This window comes from Aquirufa sp. TARAVU-A1A (genome assembly GCF_054558675.1).
The window spans coordinates 50572-70113 of the sequence record NZ_JBPXKP010000007.1; the positions used below are offsets into that span (position 1 = coordinate 50572).

The 19542-nt window shown below is 43.4% G+C and carries 14 protein-coding genes and 1 riboswitch; of the genes, 7 read left to right on the forward strand and 7 right to left on the reverse strand.

The window, feature by feature from the left end; genetic code table 11:
- Positions 1–36: 36 nt before the first annotated feature.
- On the forward strand, positions 37–1185 hold the full coding sequence (locus V7S75_RS10270) for a Gfo/Idh/MocA family protein (RefSeq protein ID WP_459513637.1): 1149 nt from the start codon (positions 37–39) through the stop codon (positions 1183–1185).
- Positions 1182–2558 carry a Gfo/Idh/MocA family protein gene (locus tag V7S75_RS10275; RefSeq protein ID WP_459513638.1) on the forward strand — a complete coding sequence of 459 codons (1377 nt, stop codon included), beginning with the start codon at positions 1182–1184 and terminating at the stop codon, positions 2556–2558. The genes V7S75_RS10270 and V7S75_RS10275 overlap by 4 nt, the downstream gene beginning before the upstream one ends.
- Here V7S75_RS10275 and V7S75_RS10280 read toward each other — a convergent pair.
- Positions 2555–3265, reverse strand: a complete 711-nt coding sequence (locus V7S75_RS10280; RefSeq protein WP_377976653.1) for an ABC transporter ATP-binding protein — start codon at positions 3263–3265, stop codon at positions 2555–2557. The two genes, V7S75_RS10275 and V7S75_RS10280, sit on opposite strands and share 4 nt — an antisense overlap.
- Positions 3266–3393: 128 nt before the next feature.
- Here V7S75_RS10280 and V7S75_RS10285 point away from each other — a divergent pair, with 128 nt between their 5' ends.
- Positions 3394–4428, forward strand: coding sequence for an acyltransferase family protein (locus tag V7S75_RS10285; RefSeq protein WP_459513641.1), 1035 nt, complete (start codon positions 3394–3396; stop codon positions 4426–4428).
- Between the two features lie 155 nt (positions 4429–4583).
- Here V7S75_RS10285 and fusA read toward each other — a convergent pair whose 3' ends face one another.
- The gene (gene fusA, locus V7S75_RS10290) at positions 4584–6677 is read right to left on the reverse strand and encodes an elongation factor G (protein ID WP_459513642.1); all 2094 of its coding nucleotides are present in this window, start codon (positions 6675–6677) and stop codon (positions 4584–4586) included.
- A 134-nt stretch (positions 6678–6811) separates the two neighbouring features.
- Between fusA and V7S75_RS10295 the strand changes: the two genes are divergently transcribed.
- Positions 6812–7486: a ComF family protein gene (locus V7S75_RS10295; RefSeq protein WP_459513644.1), complete on the forward strand. Its 675-nt coding sequence runs from the start codon at positions 6812–6814 to the stop codon at positions 7484–7486.
- Between the two features lie 8 nt (positions 7487–7494).
- On the opposite strand, the gene gldJ is transcribed toward V7S75_RS10295, so the two are convergent.
- Positions 7495–8712: a gliding motility lipoprotein GldJ gene (gene gldJ, locus V7S75_RS10300; protein WP_377977024.1), complete on the reverse strand. Its 1218-nt coding sequence runs from the start codon at positions 8710–8712 to the stop codon at positions 7495–7497.
- A 111-nt stretch (positions 8713–8823) separates the two neighbouring features.
- Positions 8824–12153, reverse strand: coding sequence for a transcription-repair coupling factor (gene mfd / locus V7S75_RS10305; protein ID WP_459513645.1), 3330 nt, complete (start codon positions 12151–12153; stop codon positions 8824–8826).
- 55 nt (positions 12154–12208) lie between these two features.
- A riboswitch (TPP riboswitch) is annotated at positions 12209–12303 on the forward strand.
- A 91-nt stretch (positions 12304–12394) separates the two neighbouring features.
- On the opposite strand from mfd, the gene V7S75_RS10310 reads away from it, so the two are divergent.
- Positions 12395–14767, forward strand: a complete 2373-nt coding sequence (locus tag V7S75_RS10310; RefSeq protein WP_459513647.1) for a TonB-dependent receptor — start codon at positions 12395–12397, stop codon at positions 14765–14767.
- 38 nt (positions 14768–14805) lie between these two features.
- Here V7S75_RS10310 and V7S75_RS10315 read toward each other — a convergent pair whose 3' ends face one another.
- Positions 14806–15543 carry a glycosyltransferase family 2 protein gene (locus V7S75_RS10315; RefSeq protein ID WP_459513649.1) on the reverse strand — a complete coding sequence of 246 codons (738 nt, stop codon included), beginning with the start codon at positions 15541–15543 and terminating at the stop codon, positions 14806–14808.
- Positions 15544–15600: 57 nt separating this feature from the next.
- Between V7S75_RS10315 and V7S75_RS10320 the strand changes: the two genes are divergently transcribed.
- Complete coding sequence (locus V7S75_RS10320; protein ID WP_459513651.1) at positions 15601–16644, forward strand: TerC/Alx family metal homeostasis membrane protein; 1044 nt, start codon at positions 15601–15603, stop codon at positions 16642–16644.
- An 89-nt stretch (positions 16645–16733) separates the two neighbouring features.
- Here the strand turns inward: V7S75_RS10320 and V7S75_RS10325 are convergent, their stop codons facing one another.
- The gene (locus V7S75_RS10325) at positions 16734–17621 is read right to left on the reverse strand and encodes an AraC family transcriptional regulator (RefSeq protein WP_459513653.1); all 888 of its coding nucleotides are present in this window, start codon (positions 17619–17621) and stop codon (positions 16734–16736) included.
- Between the two features lie 115 nt (positions 17622–17736).
- On the opposite strand from V7S75_RS10325, the gene V7S75_RS10330 reads away from it, so the two are divergent.
- Positions 17737–18528: a phytanoyl-CoA dioxygenase family protein gene (locus tag V7S75_RS10330; protein ID WP_459513655.1), complete on the forward strand. Its 792-nt coding sequence runs from the start codon at positions 17737–17739 to the stop codon at positions 18526–18528.
- A gap of 170 nt (positions 18529–18698) precedes the next feature.
- On the opposite strand, the gene V7S75_RS10335 is transcribed toward V7S75_RS10330, so the two are convergent.
- Positions 18699–19532, reverse strand: a complete 834-nt coding sequence (locus V7S75_RS10335; protein ID WP_459513657.1) for a dienelactone hydrolase family protein — start codon at positions 19530–19532, stop codon at positions 18699–18701.
- Positions 19533–19542: the final 10 nt, after the last annotated feature.

Consider the following 19542-nt stretch of genomic DNA (forward strand, 5'->3'; position numbering starts at 1 on the left):
GACTTTTAAACATAGTTTAAAAAAAACTATTCAATCATGAAATCGAGTTCCTCTAATCGTCGGAAGTTTCTTCAAGACGCAAGTTTATTAAGTGGTTTGGCATTTATGCCTACGATTAAAGACGCTACGGCCTCTTTTGTCAAACCTTCAGCCGAAAAAATCTTGGCGCCACGTTTGCGTTTTGGCGTTGTGGGGATTAATCATGGGCATATTTATACCATGGCGAATTCCATCATACGAGGTGGAGGAGAATTTGTTTCTTATTATGCTAAAGAGCCGGATTTAATCAAAGATTTTGCCAAGCGTTACCCGCAAGCCAAATTGGTGAAGAGTGAGGCGGAGGTTTTGGAGGACCCAACAATCAAGCTGGTATTGAGTTCGATTACACCGCATGAGCGTGCGCCTTTGGGAATTCGTGTCATGCAGCACGGAAAGGATTACATGGTGGATAAGCCAGGGATTATTAGTTTGGAGCAATTGGCGGAGGTGCGTAAGGTCCAACAAGAAACCAAGCGTATTTATTCGATTTCGTTCAGCGAGCGTTTTGAAAATAAAGCGACGGAATTGGCAAGCCAATTGGTTGCGCAGGGAAAAATAGGCAAGGTGATGCAGACCTTGGGAACTGGGCCACATCGGATGAGTGTAAATTCCAGACCCGATTGGTTTTTTGATACTAAATATTACGGTGGAATCATCACGGATATTGCATCCCATCAGGTGGATCAATTTTTGCATTTTACGGGATCAACACAAGGTGAGGTTGTTGCTTCGCAAATCGCGAATCATTACCATCCGCAGTATCCGAAATTCCAAGATTTTGGTGATTTGATGTTGCGTAGCAATAAAGGTTCTGGATATATCCGCGTGGATTGGTTTACGCCCGATGGTTTGAATACTTGGGGAGATGGTCGCTTGACTATTTTGGGAACGGATGGCTACATCGAGGTGCGTAAGAATACAGATATTGCATCGCCACATGGGACGGGAAGCCACTTGTACATCGTGAATAATAAGGAGACTTTATACATCGATTGCAAGGATGTGAATTTACCGCACGGCGAGTTATTGGTCGACGATGTATTGAATCGTACCGAAACGGCAATGACACAGGCTCATTGTTTCTTGTCGACGGAATTAGCCTTAATTGCGCAGAAAAATGCCACCAACATATCCATCAAAGCATGAAAAGGAGAAATTTTATTAACAACCTAGCGATAGGTGCCGTGGGAACATTCGGTTTTCCTACGATTGTTCCTGCGCATGTGTTGGGTGGCAAAGATGCTCCCAGCAATAAGATTAATATTGGTCAAATCGGTTGTGGGCGAATTGCTCGTGGACATGATTTGCCAGGAACTTGGAAGTTCGACAAGGCTCGGATAATGGCAGTCTGCGATTTAGATCGTCATCGGACGGAGGAGACGAAACAATTGGTCGAAGAGTATTACATGAAGAAGACAGGTCAGTCGAATTACATCGATGTGAAGATGTATGACGATTACCGGGAAATGTTGTTGAACAAGGACATTGATGCGGTGATGATTAGTACGCCCGACTTTTGGCATGCACAGCCAGCGATGGAAGCGGCATTGGCAGGGAAGGATATTTATTTGCAGAAGCCTACTTCGTTGACGATTCATGAAGGGCGTCAACTGGCTGAGGTAATTAAAAAGACAGGACGAATCCTGCAGGTGGGTACGCAGCAGCGGTCCACATCGCAATTTCGAATCGCAGCGGAATTGGTTCGTAACGGACGGATAGGGAAATTGCATACGGTCAAGGTGGGTTTACCTGGAGATCCTTCAGGACCAGCTGCTCCTGCGATGCCTATCCCGAAAGGATTTAATTATGATATGTGGTTGGGTTCTACACCCAATATGCCTTACACGGAAATCGCGGTGCATCCGCAAAAAGGCTATGATCGACCGGGTTGGTTGCGCATGGAGCAATTCGGTGCGGGTATGATCACCGGTTGGGGACAGCACCATTACGATTCTGCGGCATGGGGAATGGATACAGAATACACGGGACCTATTTCGGTGGAGGCTGTGGCAGAGTTTCCTAAATCAGGTTTGTGGAATGTGCATGGGGATTTCATGGCCAAAGCAGAATATGCGAATGGTATTACCATGTATACTTCAGGGGGCTACCAAAATGGAATTCGATATGAAGGATCCGAGGGCTGGATTTTTGTTTCGCGGGGTGATTATTCGGCTACGGCAAGTGATCCTACGGCTAAAGTGAAGGCCAAAGCATTAGATGCGTCGGATCCGAAGATATTGGAATCGGTGATAGGGCCAAACGAATTGCATTTATATCATTCAGATGACCAACATGGCAACTGGTTGGATTGTATTGAATCTCGCATGGAGCCTATTTCGCCAATCGAGATGGGACATCGGGCGTGTACGGTTTGCTTAATTACACATATTGCGATGAAGGTACCCGGTAAATTACAATGGGATCCTTCGAAAGAGCATTTCGTGAATAATACGGAAGCCAATAGTTTGTTGCGTCGTACGCAGCGCGCACCTTATGGAACAGACCGGGTAAAGGTTTAGATTTTTTCGACCTTCCGTACGTTCTGATTGATGGTGTCAGATTCCACGACACCATCGCGTAAACGTATGATGCGGTGGGCATATTGGGCAATATCGTCTTCGTGGGTAACCATGACGATGGTATTGCCTTTTTTGTGTAGTTGATCAAAAAGGTCCATGATCTCGTAGGACGTTTTGGTATCCAAGTTACCCGTTGGCTCATCGGCCAATAAAATCGATGGATCGTTCACCAAAGCGCGCGCGACAGCGACACGCTGTCTTTGGCCTCCTGAGAGCTCGTTGGGTTTGTGAAGGGCCCGATTGTCCAAGCCAACACCTTTAAGCGCTTCCATGGCGATTCTCGTGCGTTCTGATTTGGAATATCCCGCATAGATTAAGGGAAGTGCAACGTTTTCTAAGGCAGATTGTCTCGGAAGGAGGTTGAACGTTTGGAAAACGAAACCAATTTCTTTGTTTCTCACGGAGGCTAACTCATTTTCCGACATGGTCGAAACGTCTTGGCCGTTTAAGATATAGGTACCTGTACTGGGCGTATCCAAGCAGCCGACGATGTTCATGAGGGTTGATTTTCCTGATCCGGAGGGACCCATGAAAGCAACATATTCCCCTTTATTTACAGAGATTGTGACGTCTTTGAGTGCATCAATAATCTCTTCTCCCATCACGTAGCGTTTGGAAATATGTTTGGTCTCGATAATTTTTGTCATGGTATCAGAAAAATTCGAATCAAAAATACATGCTTCCGTTGATAATCTGGGAACTTTTCGACGAAAGATATTTTGCGGGGATGAAGCGGTTATAGGAAGGATAAGAGGTTTTACTTAGTTTTGTTGCTATGAAGTACATCCCTGCACTGGACGGAGTTCGTGCCTTAGCGATTTTATTGGTTTTGGTTTATCATTGGTTTCCTGAAGGTCAGGGGATTAATGTGATGCCGAATGGTCCGATCGGGGTGACGCTGTTTTTTGTATTGAGCGGCTATTTGATTTCCAATATCTTGATGGAGCAGCAGACCTTAGGGACGTTTGCTCGATCGTTCAAGAATTTTGTGGTTCGCCGGGCACTCCGGATTTTCCCCATTTATTTTCTGCTTTTAGGATTGTTATTCGTTTTGAAGCGTTTTTCGATTGTGTTGCATACGGATTTTTATGAGCACCCTGGGTATTATTGGACCTATTTGGTGAATTATTGGATTGAATTGCATGGCAATTGGTCGGATGCCTTGTCGCCTTATTGGTCCTTAGCGGTGGAGGAGCAATTTTATTTGCTTTGGCCGTTTTGCGTGTTGCTGTTGGCGACGCGTTTTCGCGCCTATTTCTTGTGGTTTACGGTTTGTTTTGGGATCGTATTTCGCTATTTCTCTGTGCATGTGGATGGAGGACAGGGGGTGAGTATGTTTTCCTGTGTAGATACCTTTGCCTGGGGAGCTTTGTTAGCCCATTACCTGCGGGCAGGTCATGAGGTAGTTATAGGGGTATGGATTAAGCGGTTGATAATCCCGGTGGGATTTTGTTTTTTGATGTTGAGTTTAAAACATACGGATGCGGATTTAATTCGCCAATTGTTGTTTAGGACATTTACGTCGATGGTTTCGGTGGCAGTAATATTTTACGCGATGAAACCCGGATTGTGGGCGCGCGTTTTATCAGTTCAACCTTTGGGTATGATAGGCCAAATGTCTTATGGGCTATATTTGTACCACATGGTGGTGCCTGATTTGTTTTTTCAGTTGGCTGGTCGATTAGGGATTTCTATTCCTGAATTGCCATATCACATCGTACCCTTGGGGGTACTCAGTTTATCCGCTTATTTATCATATCGTTTGATCGAATTGCCAATTCAAGCCTTTAAGCGTTATTTTGTAGCTTAAAATAATCAGTTTTCTGGGACGAATTGCAACTGGCTTTATGTAGCTTTGAGCGGTAACGCTGCCGGGGTCGCAGACCCCGGCAGCGTTTACCCCCACCATCCACAAAAAAAGCCCGGACTGTGAAGTCCGGGCTTTTGCTATTTTAAAAGAATTTCTTACAATCCTTTTGCTTTCTTAACTACTTCGTCAGCAATGTTTTGCGGAACGAATTCGTAATGAGAGAACGTTAACGAAGCTGTTGCACGTCCTGAAGACATCGTACGTAAATCTGTTACGTAACCGAACAATTCAGAAAGCGGCACATCAGCCTTCAAGATAACAGCTCCTTGACGAGAATCCATACCCTTCATGATACCACGACGACGGTTTAAGTCACCTGTGATAGGTCCAGTGTATTCGTCTGGAGTAACTACGTCAACTGCCATGATAGGCTCCATTAACTTAGCACCTGCTTGTTTTGCTGATTCTTTGTAACCCATACGAGCTGCTAATTCAAATGATAATGAATCTGAATCGACATCATGGTATGAACCGTGGAATAAACGAACTTTCATTGAATCCATTGGGTATCCAGCCAAAGCACCTGTTTTCATTGCTTCTTCGAATCCTTTTTGAACCGCTGGGATGAATTCACGTGGAATAACACCACCTACGATGTTGTTAACGAATTCTAAACCTGGTTTGTCATCTTCTCTTGGTCCGATTTCAAATACGATATCAGCAAACTTACCACGACCACCTGATTGTTTCTTGTAAACCTCACGGTGTTCTGTCGTCTTAGTCAATGACTCTTTGTAAGCTACTTGTGGAGCACCTTGGTTAACTTCTACTTTGAACTCACGACGCATACGGTCGATGATGATCTCTAAGTGAAGCTCACCCATACCTTTGATGATCGTTTGACCAGTCTCTTCGTTTGACTCAACTTGTAAAGTTGGATCTTCTTCGATCAATTTCGTGATCGCTTTTGAGAAGTTATCTGCATCAGCCGTTTTCTTAGGCTCGATTGCATAACCGATAACTGGCTCTGGGAAGTCCATTGCTTCTAAGATGATTGGGTGTTTCTCATCAGAAAGGGTATCACCCGTTTTGATGTCTTTGAAACCTACTACCGCTCCAATATCACCTGCACCTAAACGCTCAATCGCATTTTGCTTGTTCGCGTGCATTTGGAAGATACGAGAGATACGCTCCTTATTGCCTGAACGGTTGTTCAATACATAAGAACCTGAATCCAATCCACCTGAATAAGCACGGATGAAACATAAACGACCAACGTAAGGATCCGTTGCAATTTTAAATGCCAAAGCCGCGAATGGCTCAGACTCACTTGGCTTACGCAAGATCTCAGCACCTGTATCTGGGTGAGTTCCTTTTACGCCTTCTTTGTCTAATGGAGATGGTAAGATCGCCATTACATAATCCAACATTGTTTGAACACCTTTGTTTTTGAAAGATGAACCACAAAGCATTGGAACGATTTTCATTGAAATTGTAGCAGCACGTAATGCAGCTAAGATTTCATCTTCTGAGATAGATGCTGGATCTTCGAAATATTTCTCCATCAACGTCTCATCAAACTCAGCTACCGCTTCTAATAATTTCTCACGGTATTCTGTTGCTTCTTCCAACATATCATCTGGGATAGGTACCTCAGTGAATGTCATTCCCTTATCTGCCTCGTTCCATTTGATACCACGGAAGTTAACCAAGTCAACTACCCCTTCAAATCCTTCTTCAGCTCCGATAGGCAATTGCAATGGCACAGCGTAGCTACCTAACATTTCTTTCACCTGCTTACACACGTTTAAGAAATCAGCACCAGAACGGTCCATTTTGTTAACGAAACCAATACGTGCTACGTTATAGTTGTTCGCCAAACGCCAGTTAGTTTCTGATTGTGGCTCTACACCGTCTACGGCAGAGAATAAAAATACTAGACCATCTAATACACGTAATGAACGGTTTACCTCTACTGTAAAGTCAACGTGACCTGGAGTATCAATAATGTTAATGTGGTAATCTTGATCGCGGTATTTCCAACCTACTGTTGTCGCCGCAGATGTAATCGTGATACCACGTTCCTGCTCTTGCTCCATCCAGTCCATTGTTGCCGCACCATCGTGTACCTCACCAATTTTGTGGGAAACCCCTGCATAATACAGGATACGTTCCGTGGTTGTGGTTTTACCCGCATCAATGTGCGCAGCAATACCGATGTTTCTAGTGAATTTTAAATCGCGTGCCATTTTAAAAGGTTAATTATGAAATGATTTTTTAATCCGTTTGTTAATAATCAAATACTTGGACAATGATTTGTCTAGGTACTCGTTTAGGGGTGCAAAATTACTGAAACTTAATTAAATACAAAAATATTTTGCAGATGTTTAATGCCTTTTTACAATTGCTTTACCCAAAGCTCTGTTTCGCTTGCGAAGACCCCCTTTTTGAGTCGGAAGATTTTATATGCACCTATTGCCGAATCTCCTTAGCGCGAGTCGATTATGCGGATAATTCACCCTGGTGGCTACGCGCGAAGTTTGATGGTTTATTTACTTATTCAGAGGTTCAAACCTTTTTTATCTTTGCCGCTGGCGGACGCGTACAGCACCTCATGCACGCAATCAAGTACAAAGGAGCTAAAGACTTAGGGTCGTTCTTAGGATTTTGGGCAGGTCAATCATTGAAAAAGTTCCATTTTTTCCAAGAAGTTGATTGTGTCATCCCCATTCCTTTGCATACCAAAAGGCTACGCGAAAGAACCTATAACCAAGCGGAATGTATCGGAAATGGCCTCGCCTCGGGATTGCAAATTCCCATACTCCCACTTGGACTACAGAAATCCCTGCAATCCCATTCGCTCATCGGACAAGATCGCTCTCACCGATTTGACTTACTGAAAGATTCTTTTGAGGTACTTGCAGACGTACGAGGCAAGCATATTTTGATCGTGGATGATACTTTGACCACCGGCGCAACGTTATTGGCCGCCGCAGAAAAAATAAAGGCTGCTGGTGCAAAGGAGGTTTCCTTTTTCACACTAGCAGCCTTGAAATAAGCTTCTTATTATTTGTTTGTTCCCGCAGAAATCATCGCACAACGGAATCCAATCGTTGCCGTTGCTGAATCCTCATCCAAGAAACGACGTGAGCCTGGAGCTAACCAATATGCCACATCCGCCCATGAACCGCCTTTGTAAACACGTACTTTATTTGTGATCAACGATTGATTGTTCTTGCTATCGTAACGGGACTCTTTGTCTTCTTTGTCATTCCGACGAACCGGATTCAAATCATTAAAGTCTTGGAATGATAATGGACGGTACAAATCTTGCACCCACTCATTAACGTTTCCGGCCATTTGGTATAAACCGAAATCGTTGGGCGCATATTTGTAAATCTCTGCCGTGATAATCGCTCCGTCATTCGACTTGCCTGCAATACCGGCATAATCTCCTCGTCCACGCTTGAAGTTGGCAAGCATCGTTCCACGACCTTTTCCAGATGACTCACGCAACGATGGCCCATCCCATGGATAGATACGTTGGTTTACTTGATTCTCATCCTGTTGTTGTGTACCAATCATCGCCTTCGCTGCATATTCCCACTCCGCTTCCGTAGGTAGTCGGTAAGACGGTAAAACTCGTCCTGATTCGATCGTCAAACGGGCATTGGTATTCGTACGAGGTGCCGCTGCAGTTGTAGCAGCTCCTGCTGCAGATTTCTTAGGTAATTTGATTTTGGATGCAGGCGCTGCAGCTAAATTATTATTAACAGCTGCCGTTCTCCAGATGCAATAATCTGTCGCTTGTTTCCAAGAAACACCTACAACAGGATACATACGGAAACCAGGGAAACGTAAATATTGCTCTACGTATGGGTCATTAAAGGCCAAATCATTGCGCCAAACCGTCGTATCTGGCAATGCTGATTCGTAAAAATCTTGTGTCGAATCCTTCTTGACAGCACTCAAATATTCCAAATAATGAACGTTGGCAATCTCCGTCTCATCCATGTAAAAGGACTGAACTGACACCGTACGCTCGATATTATCATGTAAGCCTAAGACATCTTCTTCCAAAGAACCCATCGTAAAACGGCCTCCTTCAATGAAAACTAAGTTAGGGCCTGTTAATTGTCCTGTGAATTTTTTGTCTACCTGAAAACCATTTTTGGTATTGTAGGCTAATCCGGTTGTTGTTGAAACATTACCGATATTGACACTATTGGGCTTTGAGCCACTTGCAAGTCCACCTTTCAAGCCACCTGGGCAAGAAGTCAACATGAATAAGCTAGCACAAAGGCCTAGTACGTTTAATAATTTAGCAATCATCTATATGCTCTTTCGTCAGAATTTGAAAAACAAAGGTATAAAAATCAACTTAATCCTGCTATGCTATCCTAAAATATCCACCAAAATTGTGTTTAATTCTGGTATAGTGCTTATTCTGTCCACTTGTAAAATCATTTTTCCTGATTTTTCTCGAAGCTGACATTGGCCTTTTCTGCCATTCACAAATTGGATTACCTTCAGCACAAGCTCCTGCGGAATCTCTTGAGAAACGAAATACAATTTCAATATATTGCTCTTCAAGGTGATTTTTTCCACCCGCAATACTTGCGCCTTCCAGCGACATCGTACCAAGTCAATCATGTCTTGTACTTCTACAGGCATTTTGCCAAAACGATCTTCCATCTCCGTGATGAATCCAGTCAAACTCGTTTCATCATCGATCTCATCCAGGCGCGTATACAAGCCTAAGCGTTCAGAAATACTTGAGACATATTCCTCTGGAATTAAAACACGCAAATCGGTTTCAATTTGGCAATCGACCTTCAATGCCTCCGCGATTTCACTTAAATCCGTTTCAAATAATGCCTTAAATTCATTCTCCTTCAACTCCTGTACCGCCTCATCCAAAATTTTGTGGTACATGTCATAGCCCAAATCGTTGATAAAGCCCGATTGCTCCGCACCTAATAAATTCCCCGCTCCCCGAATATCCAAATCGCGCATCGCAACTTTAATCCCATCGCCCAAATCCGAAAATTCTTCCAATGCGCTTAATCGCTTACGCGCATCGCTGGTTAATGCGGAAAGGGATGGCGTTACCAAATAACAGTAGGCTTTCTTGTTGGATCGCCCAACCCGACCGCGCATTTGGTGTAAATCTGATAAGCCAAAATGATTCGCATTGATGATGAAAATCGTATTTGCATTTGGAATATCCAAGCCGGACTCGATGATGTTGGTCGCCACAAGGACGTCGTAATTACCCTCGATGAAATCCATCATGATTTTTTCGAGTTTGTCGCCTTCCATCTGGCCATGCGCTACACCTATCTTCGCATCAGGCACTAATCGTAAAATACGATTCGCCGTGCTTTCTAATTCGTTGATGCGGTTATGTACGACAAAAACCTGTCCGCCACGGGCCAACTCATCTCGAACACCATCGCGTAATAATTCATCGGTCATAACAACCAATTTCGTTTCGACCGGTTGACGATTCGGTGGAGGTGTTGCAATAATAGATAAATCACGCGCCCCCATTAATGAGAAATGTAAAGTACGTGGAATCGGAGTGGCGGTTAGCGTCAATACATCCACATCCACGCGCATTTCTTTCAATCGATCTTTGACCTTCACCCCAAACTTCTGCTCCTCGTCGATAATCATCAAGCCTAGATTCTTGAAATGTACATCTTTGTTGACTAATCGGTGGGTGCCGATTAATATATCCGTTTGCCCATTGGCAACGCGTTCCAGGGTTTCCTTGATTTGTTTCGTAGACTTAAATCGGTTTACGTATTCAACCTTACAAGGGAATGCCGCCAATCGATCATGAAAAGTTCGGTAATGCTGCATGGCTAATACCGTTGTGGGAACGAGTACGGCAACTTGTTTCGAGTCGGCAACGGCTTTAAATGCCGCCCGAATCGCAATTTCAGTCTTACCAAAGCCCACATCACCACAGACCAATCGATCCATTGGATGCGGTTTTTCCATATCAGCCTTGACATCTGCCGTTGCTTTGGCCTGATCGGGGGTATCTTCATATAAGAAGGAAGATTCCAATTCGGCTTGTAAATAGGTATCACGCGAAAAGGCAAAACCAGGGGCGTTTTTACGTTTGGCATACAAGGAAATCAGTTCCTTGGCGATGTCTTTGACCTGTTTTTTAACGCGGGATTTTTTGTTTTCCCATTCGGGTGTCCCCAACTTCGACATGGTCGGTGGGGCACCTTCCTTGCCGGCGTATTTGGAAATTTTATGTAATGAATGAATGGAAACCGACAGTACATCGTCATCCCGGTAAATCAGTCGGATGACTTCTTGTTCGCCATTCGAGGTCTCAATCAAATTTAACCCAGCAAATCGGCCGATTCCATAATCCACGTGCGTGACGAAATCGCCAACTTGAAGACTTCGCAATTCCTTTAAGGTTAACGCCTTGCTCTTGGAGAACTTATTTTTCTCTTTGGAGCGATGAAAGCGGTCGAATAATTGATGGTCGGGATAAAAGGCGATGTTCGTTTGCTCGTCGATGAAACCTTCCCGCAAAGAAATCTGCAAGGGTTTAAACTGAATACTCGTGTTGATTTCATTGAAAATCACATCGAGTCGTTCCAGTTGACGTGGCGATTCCGAACAAATGATGTTTTGAAATCCAGCAGTTTGATTGTCTAAGAGGGTATTGGCTAAGCGTTCGAAATCTTTTTGGAAGACACCTGGGTTTTTAGACGGATAAACGATGGCCTGGCTATTTTTCAGGTGTGTGCGTTTGCCAAATTCTACGCTACTGAATTGTTGCAAGGATTTTTTAATGCTTTTATTCGTTTCCCAGCGCTCTTCGGGCTTATTCAGCACATTGATATCCGAACTGCTATTGGCCAAATAAGCGGCCTCTCCCTTTTCAAAATTGGTCTCAATGGCATCGATTAGTATGCTAAAATCCTTCAGCCAAATGCGTGTCGTTGCAGGTAAAAACGTAAAAAAGGATTCGCGAGTTTCCTGAACTAATTTGGTTTGAACATCCGGAATAAGGTGCATGGCCGAAACGGATTGTATCGATAATTGCGTTTCTGGATGAAAAGTTCGGATGCTATCCACTTCGTCGCCAAAGAAATCTAATCGGTAAGGGTACTCTGCCGCGTACGAAAATACATCCAAAATTCCCCCGCGAACGGAATATTGCCCCGCTTCGTAGACGAAGTCGGTGCGTTCAAAATCATATTCATTGAGCGTTTCCGCCACAAAATTGCGATCGATTTTATCTCCAACCCGAATGGAAAGCGTGTTTTTAACCAATGATTTCCGGTTGATCACTTTTTCCGTCATGGCCTCGGGGTAGCTGACGATGATTAAGGCTTGACCACTGTAATTGCTCAGTACATTGAGGACTTCCGCCCGCATGAGTACATTGGCATTGTCAACCTCTTCCCATTCATAAGGTCTTTTATGCGACATGGGAAAGAGGATCACAGCCGCTTCGCCCAATAAGGATTGTAGGTCGTTTAGGACATATTGCGCCTCTTCTTTGGCTTCACAAATGACTAGAAAGGGATTGTTTTCTTTCAGTAGGGCTGCGATGAGTACGGTATCCAATGCGCCACAAAGTCCTTTGATGTAGGTGTTTTGTGGTTCGGGACGATGAATTTGTTCGGAAATGTGTTGAACAATTCCATCTGATTTGTACAGGGAAAGAAACTCTTTGACAATCATAAAATTATGAACAGGCGAATGGCTTGCAAAGGTAGAAAAATTTGTAACTTTGTGCATCCACAAAAAGGGGTGCCTCTAAAAAAGGCTGAGATTATACCCATTGAACCTGATACGGGTAATGCCGTCGAAGGGATTTTGTCGAGTTTTTAGCGCTGAAAACTCGGAAAAAATCAAAGTAATAAGGGTTATTGTTAAATCATACAGGATTTGACTCCTTTACCTGTTGTTAAACTTTTCAAAAATGAAAAAGCTAACGACGCTGTTTTTTTTATTCATTACGCATGTGTTATTCGGCCAAAGAGTCGAAGGGATCGTTATCGATCAAGAGACGAATGCACCTTTATGGGGGGCTTCGGTACGTGTTCAAGGTAGCCAACGAGGTGTATTAACGGATGCCAATGGGCATTTTTTACTAGCTGATTTGCCTGCTTCTGCAAAATTAAGTGTTTCATTTGTGGGCTATCAAGCGCAAGAAGTTGTCGCTTCTGCAGCTGCTCAAATCTTGTTGCACCGTTCCAGTTACTTACAAGATGAGGTAGTTGTTCAGGCGACTCGTGCCGACGAGAATTCTGCCATGGCTTATTCGAACGTTTCTGCCAAAGAGTTGGGGAAGAGTAATTTAGGCCAAGATATGCCGATGTTACTCAATTTTACCCCATCGGTCGTGACGACTTCGGACGCGGGAGCGGGTGTCGGTTATACAGGTATTCGTATTCGGGGTAGTGATGCAACGCGTGTCAATGTCACAATCAATGGAATTCCCGTGAATGATTCTGAATCGCAAGGAACTTATTGGGTCAATATGCCCGATTTTGCTTCGTCGGTTAATTCGGTGCAGATTCAGCGCGGGGTGGGTACATCCACCAATGGAGCAGGGGCTTTTGGCGGTTCGGTTAATATGCAAACGAATACCTTTGAAGAGAAGGCTTATGCCGATATAAATGCATCGGGCGGATCATTTGGAACCTTGAAAACTACCCTAAAAGTTGGGACAGGTCTGATGAACGGCAAATTCACCGTGGACGGACGTTTGTCACGAATTGTGTCAGACGGTTATATCGATCGTGCGTCTTCTAATCTCCAATCTGCTTATTTATCAGCGGCATATTTTGCCAAAAACTCCTTCATTCGTTTCAATTATTTTACCGGACGGGAGAAAACGTTTCAGTCTTGGTATGGTACGCCGGAATCTCGTGTGACGGGTTCGGTTGCTGACATGCAAGCCTATATTGATCGGAATTATTTGTCATCAGATGAAGCAAACAATTTGCTTACAAGCGGACGAACGTATAATTATTATACCTACGCGAATCAGACGGATAATTATTCCCAAGATCATTTACAGTTGTTGACAAATCATCGGTTATCGCCCAATTGGGATTTGGACTGGAATTTTCACTATACCTATGGTCGCGGGTATTATGAAGAGTTTAAACCTTCAGCAGATTTAAGTTCGTATGGAATTGCTAACAAACCTTCAGTCGATGTAGTTCGCCAAAAATGGCTCGACAATGATTTTTATGGTTCAACGTTTGCCTTAAAATATGAAGGATCGCAGCGCTTAAAATTGACGTTTGGCGGTGCTTGGAATCGCTATGTAGGTCGGCATTATGGCTTATTGATTCAGCCCGTTGCTTATGCGGGGCACGAATGGTACCGCAGTCGGTCGCAAAAAACCGATTTGAATTTATATGCCAAAGCGAATTGGGCGATTACATCTTCATGGAATGCTTATTTGGATTTGCAATACCGGACGGTAGGGCATAAGATGGCTGGGATTGCTGATAAGATGCAAGACATAAGCCAGATTTGGTCCTATCAATTCGTGAATCCTAAAATTGGTATTACGCATCAGATTTCATCGAATGCGAAGGTTTATGCTTCGTATGCACTGGGAAGTAAGGAGCCAAGCCGACAAGATTTTGTCGATAATCCTGGAATGACGCCACGTGCAGAATTTTTACGGGATTTGGAAGTAGGTTATCAAGCTGGCCGTGCGAAGGTATCTTATCAGTTGAACGCTTATTTTATGAATTACACGGATCAATTGGTGTTAACAGGCGCTGTAAATTCGGTAGGAGAGGCCATTCGTACGAATGCCCCGTCAAGTTACCGTTTAGGTTTAGAGGCATCTGTAAATGTGCAATTGGCGACTAACTTGACTTGGCAGGCTAATGCGACAATTTCTCGCAACCGCATACAAGATTTTACCGAAAAACTCGTTGAATATGCGGATTACAGCATTGTGTCTGTTAAACATGGAGAAACGGATATTGCCTATTCGCCATCGCTGATTGGCGGAAGTACGTTGACCTATACGCGAGGAAAATTGGAAGCGTCGTTATTGAGCAAGTATGTGGGCCAACAATATTTGGATAATACATCCAATGCTGCACGTGCTTTGCCGGCTTATTTCACGCAAGATGTGCGCTTGGGATATGGGCTGACGAAAAAGATTCGAGCGACGATGTTGCTGAATAATGTATTGAATGCGATGTATTCCTCGAATGGATATACGTTCAGTTATTTATATGATGGGGCATTAACGACAGAGAATTTTCATTACCCGCAGGCAGGATTTAATTTCTTGTTGGGGTTATCAATTAGGTTGTAGTGTACTAAAAAAGGCATTGCGTTTGCAATGCCTTTTTATTAATTCATTAGGTCCCATTTCAAACCCCATTTCGCGAGGCGGTATCGGATCGAATACCAAATAACGCCTAAGCCATAGATGGAGCTGCGTTTGAAATTGATGGATGAAGCTTCTTCGAAATATTTGGTTGGGCATGTCACTTCGCCTACTTCAAAACCTTTCCAAAAAATTTGTAAAATCATTTGATTGTCGAAAACGAAATCGTCATCGCATTTCGTGAACTGCACGGCTTCTAATACTTCTTTTGAAAACGCTCGGTAACCTGTGTGGTATTCCGATAACTTTTGATCGATTAAGATATTTTGGAATAAAGTCAGAATGCGATTAGCAAAGTATTTGTAGATCGGCATGCCACCTTTAAGAGCACCTTTCCCTAAAATTCGAGATGCGAATACGACTGGATACAAACCGTTGCCAATGATGGAAATCATGGCTTTTAAAAGCATCGGTGTGTATTGGTAGTCGGGGTGCAACATGATCACGATATCGCCACCTAATTCCAAGGCTTTGGTATAGCATGATTTCTGATTTCCGCCGTAACCTTTGTTTTTGTCGTGGCGGATGATGTGTTTGATGCCAATTTGCTTAGCTACTTCCACGGTATTATCCGGGCTGTAGTCATCTACGAGAATGACTTCATCAACCCAATCGTGTGGGATTTCATTGTAAGTTTTTTCAAGTGTCAATGCTGCTTTGTAAGCGGGCATTACGACGATTACCTTTTTGCCTTCGTACATATAATATTGGCCAAATTTTACGACCTTTGTGCCTTTAAAATGTAAAATTACTTATTTATGAGTGAAACGCTATTTTTTCTTGTGTTTTCAGTTGCTGTCATGGCGGTGATGTTGGTGGATTTGGGGGTGTTCAAGAAAGAAGGAGCGGCAGAGGTTACTTTCAAGGAGGCTGGTTTCTGGAGTGGCGCTTGGGTATTGTTGGCCATCATATTTTACGTGTTTTTGGGCTATAATGGCGCAATGGTCCATGGGATTCAAGATGTTGCGGGGCTTCGAGCGGTGCAGCAGGCCTACGCGCCACATATTGATTTAGGAACTGGAAGCTATTTTGATCAAGTTGCTATTTTTCAAGATAATTTATCTTTAGAATTCATCACGGGTTATTTGGTCGAGTACTCGTTGTCGGCGGATAATGTCTTCGTCTTTATATTGATTTTTAATTCCTTTGGGGTTCAGAAACGCTATTACAAGAAGATTTTGGTGTGGGGGATTTTGGGAGCGATTGTGTTGCGCTTGATTTTTATCTTCTTGGGTGCGGCCTTGTTGCAGAAATTTGATTGGATTATTTATTTATTTGGCGCGTTCTTGGTGTATACGGGCGTGAAGATTTTACTTTCCAAAGAGCATGAGGAAGAAATTAATCCAGGCGACCATCCGGTTGTTAAATTGTTGTCTAAATACTTTAATGTATACAAGCGAAATGTAATTGGCCGCTTCTTTGTTCGGATGAAGACAGGCAAATTATACATTACGCCTATTTTCGTGATTGTGGTTGTGATTGCGTTTACGGATATATTGTTCGCGGTAGATTCTATTCCGGCGATATTTTCGATTTCGAAAGATCCATACATTGTCTTCTTTAGCAATGTCTTTGCCGTGATGGGGCTTCGGTCTTTATTTTTCTTTTTATCCAGCTTGATGGGCTTGTTCCGTTTCTTGCCGATGGGCTTGGGGGTGTTGCTCAGTTTTGTCGGATTGAAGATGATCGGGCATCATTATTTGGAACAATGGGGTTTTGGAACCCTGGCTTCATTGGGTGTGATTCTGGGAATATTGTCCGTAAGCATCGGATTGAGCCTTTTATTTCCAGAGAAAAAATAATCAGTTTATTATCAGTTTTTTCTTAGGTGGTTTCCATCTTAAAACTGATTTTTGCTAACGCTGCCGGGGTCTGAAGACCCCGGCAGCGTTTACCCCACCTCCCATTCTCGAACTAATTTCCGGTACTGCAAGGGTGTTTCGTTCATGTATTGCTTAAACTGCTTGTTGAAGTGAGACAAATTGCCAAAGCCACTCTCAAAACAGATTTCTGCCATCGCTTTATTGCTCGTACGTAATAATTCACAGGCATGTTTGATTCGGAATTCCGTCACCAAGGAAACAAAGGTTTTTTTAGTGACCTTTTTGAAATACCGACAAAATGCGGTTTCAGTCATGTTAGCTAAATGCGCCACCTCATCCAAATGTACCTCTTGGGTATAGTTAGCAATCACATAGGCATAAATGCGATTAATGCGATCTAGGTCTGTACTGGATAATTGATAGGAAATTTCATTTGTATCAATCGGTTGCGAATCTGCTCCTGAATTAGCGATCAACTGCAAGATGTTCAACAGGGACATCAAGCGTGCAAATGGATTTAACTCCTTCAGTGCCAGCATTTCTCTAACCACACGATCTTGCGTAGGTCCTTGAATCGAGAAGCCACCACGCGATTTGTCTAATAATTGTTTGATCGCCTTACATTCCGGCTTATTAAAAAAATCCGCCCCTAGAAAATCCGCGGTAAAGTGAATAACCAATGCCTGTGCTTGTTGGGAATCTTCCGATTCGACAAGCCAGTCTTGGCGGTGATTTTGCCAACAATGCGGTAGGTTTGACCCTAAAAGAACTAGATCTCCTGGATGAAAGTCGGCAATGTGATTCCCCACAAAACGTTTGCCTTCGCCTGCAATTATCAAGGTCAGTTCAAAAGCAGGATGGTAATGATATGGGGCATCAAATCGATTTTGAATGACTTCTTTGATTTGAAAAGAGGAGTTTTCTTGGGAATCTAAATGCTCTAGGCTTGCTTTCATTTTAGCTGACAGGTAAGTCGGGAAATCGTCATTAGGTAAAATTGCATTATTTTTTGCAAATATTGATGCGTTTTATGCCAAGGATTTTTGAGAATTTTGGCCCAAATCCAAATTCATGTTGAACACAGATTATCCTATTCAAGCCCAACAAGTTGCTGATTTTCAGCGCGACGGTCATATTTATTTGCCAGAACTTATTTCTCCCGAAGCTTTAAAACCCTATCGCGATTCCATCGTTCAATGGGCTGATGATTTTCGGAAAAAACAGAAACCTATGGCGGAGCGAGACACCTATGGCAAGGCATTTTTGCAAATGATGAACTTATGGGAAGAGGATGCTAACATCAAGGAATTTGTACTCGCGAAGCGTTTTGGGCAGGTTGCTGCGGATTTATTGGGGGTGGAAAAAGTCCGACTTTATCACGACCAAGCCTTATTTAAAGAGGCAGGTGGTGGGCATACGCCTTGGCATCAAGATCAATATTATTGGCCCTTAAGTAATGCGAAAACGGTCACGATGTGGATGCCTTTAGTTAATATCACAGAAGATATGGGCTTGTTAACATTTGCCTCTGGCACGCAACATGTGAAATTGCCGCCGATGCCCATTTCGGATAAATCCGAAGAAACGATTGCTTCATTTGTTCAGGATCAAGGGTTTCCCATCAAGGCGCAGAAAATCATGCGAGCGGGGGATGCGACATTTCATATGGGATGGACTTTGCATGCCGCACCTGGGAATCATTCAGAAACGATGCGCGAAGTAATGACGATTATCTTTATGGACGCAGATATCGAAGTGGCTGAGCCACAAAATGAAAACCAAGAGGCCGATCGTAAACGCTGGTTGGCTAATAAGCCAGCAGGCACCCGAGCAGACTCTTGGTTAAATCCGATTATAAATTAGGGCAATCGCACTTTTTGGGTTTCTTTTTAAATAGACCCCATAAAAAGCCTTTTTTCTTCTTGTAGACCTTTGGTTTGGCATAGCTAAACACGGTCACATGCGCGGATGCCTGATAAATAGGTCCCGCGAAAAACATTCCCAGAATCAATAAAAGGACAAATTTAAGCATGTTATTTTAAACGAGCTTTGAAGTAGTTTATTGCCATATTCCAAGCTTCTTCTGTGGCTGCTTTGTCATAAGCTGGATTCGATGGATTTGCAAACGCATGTTCCGCATCGAAAATCTTCGTTTGAATTCCTTTACCAGCTAATTTCATATTTGCTTCAAACTCAGCAACAACTTTTGGCGATATCCATTGTTCCTTGCCAGCGAATAATCCCAAAACATCCGTATTCAATGTTTTCAATTGGTCCACATCTTTCACCGGCATGCCATAATACATGACACAAGCAGCCGCTTGAGGTCCCGCTAATATCGACGCTTTCAAGGAAAGGCCACCGCCAAAACACCAACCCACGGTTGCGATCTTTGCTTGAGGTCCGGCATATGCGATGGCACCTTTGATGATGTTTTCCAAACGCAAGGGATTCGCTCCGCCCATGTATTTTCCAGCATCTTCACGGGTTGTCGCAACTTTTCCATCGTACATATCGATTGCAAGCACATTGACATTACCCAACGTTGTATAAAAATGCTCTGCCTCACGCTTGATGTGATCATTCAAGCCCCACCATTCTTGAAAAACGAACAAGGTATAATTGGTCGGCTTAGCTGCTTTGATAAAAAAGGCGTTCGCTTGTTGGCCATCCGGCGTCGCAAACGTAATCATCTCACCACCCGCTTGGCTAATGTGATGATAGGGTTTCGGTAATTTATGAGAGCGCTGAAAGGCTTTATTCGAAGCCATTAATTGCATTTCGTCTTTCGTTACGAAACAGCAGGATTGGCCAAAGGCATAAACACTTACAAAAATCAGCGCAATTGTGGTGACTAGTTTGTTCATGGTAGAAATA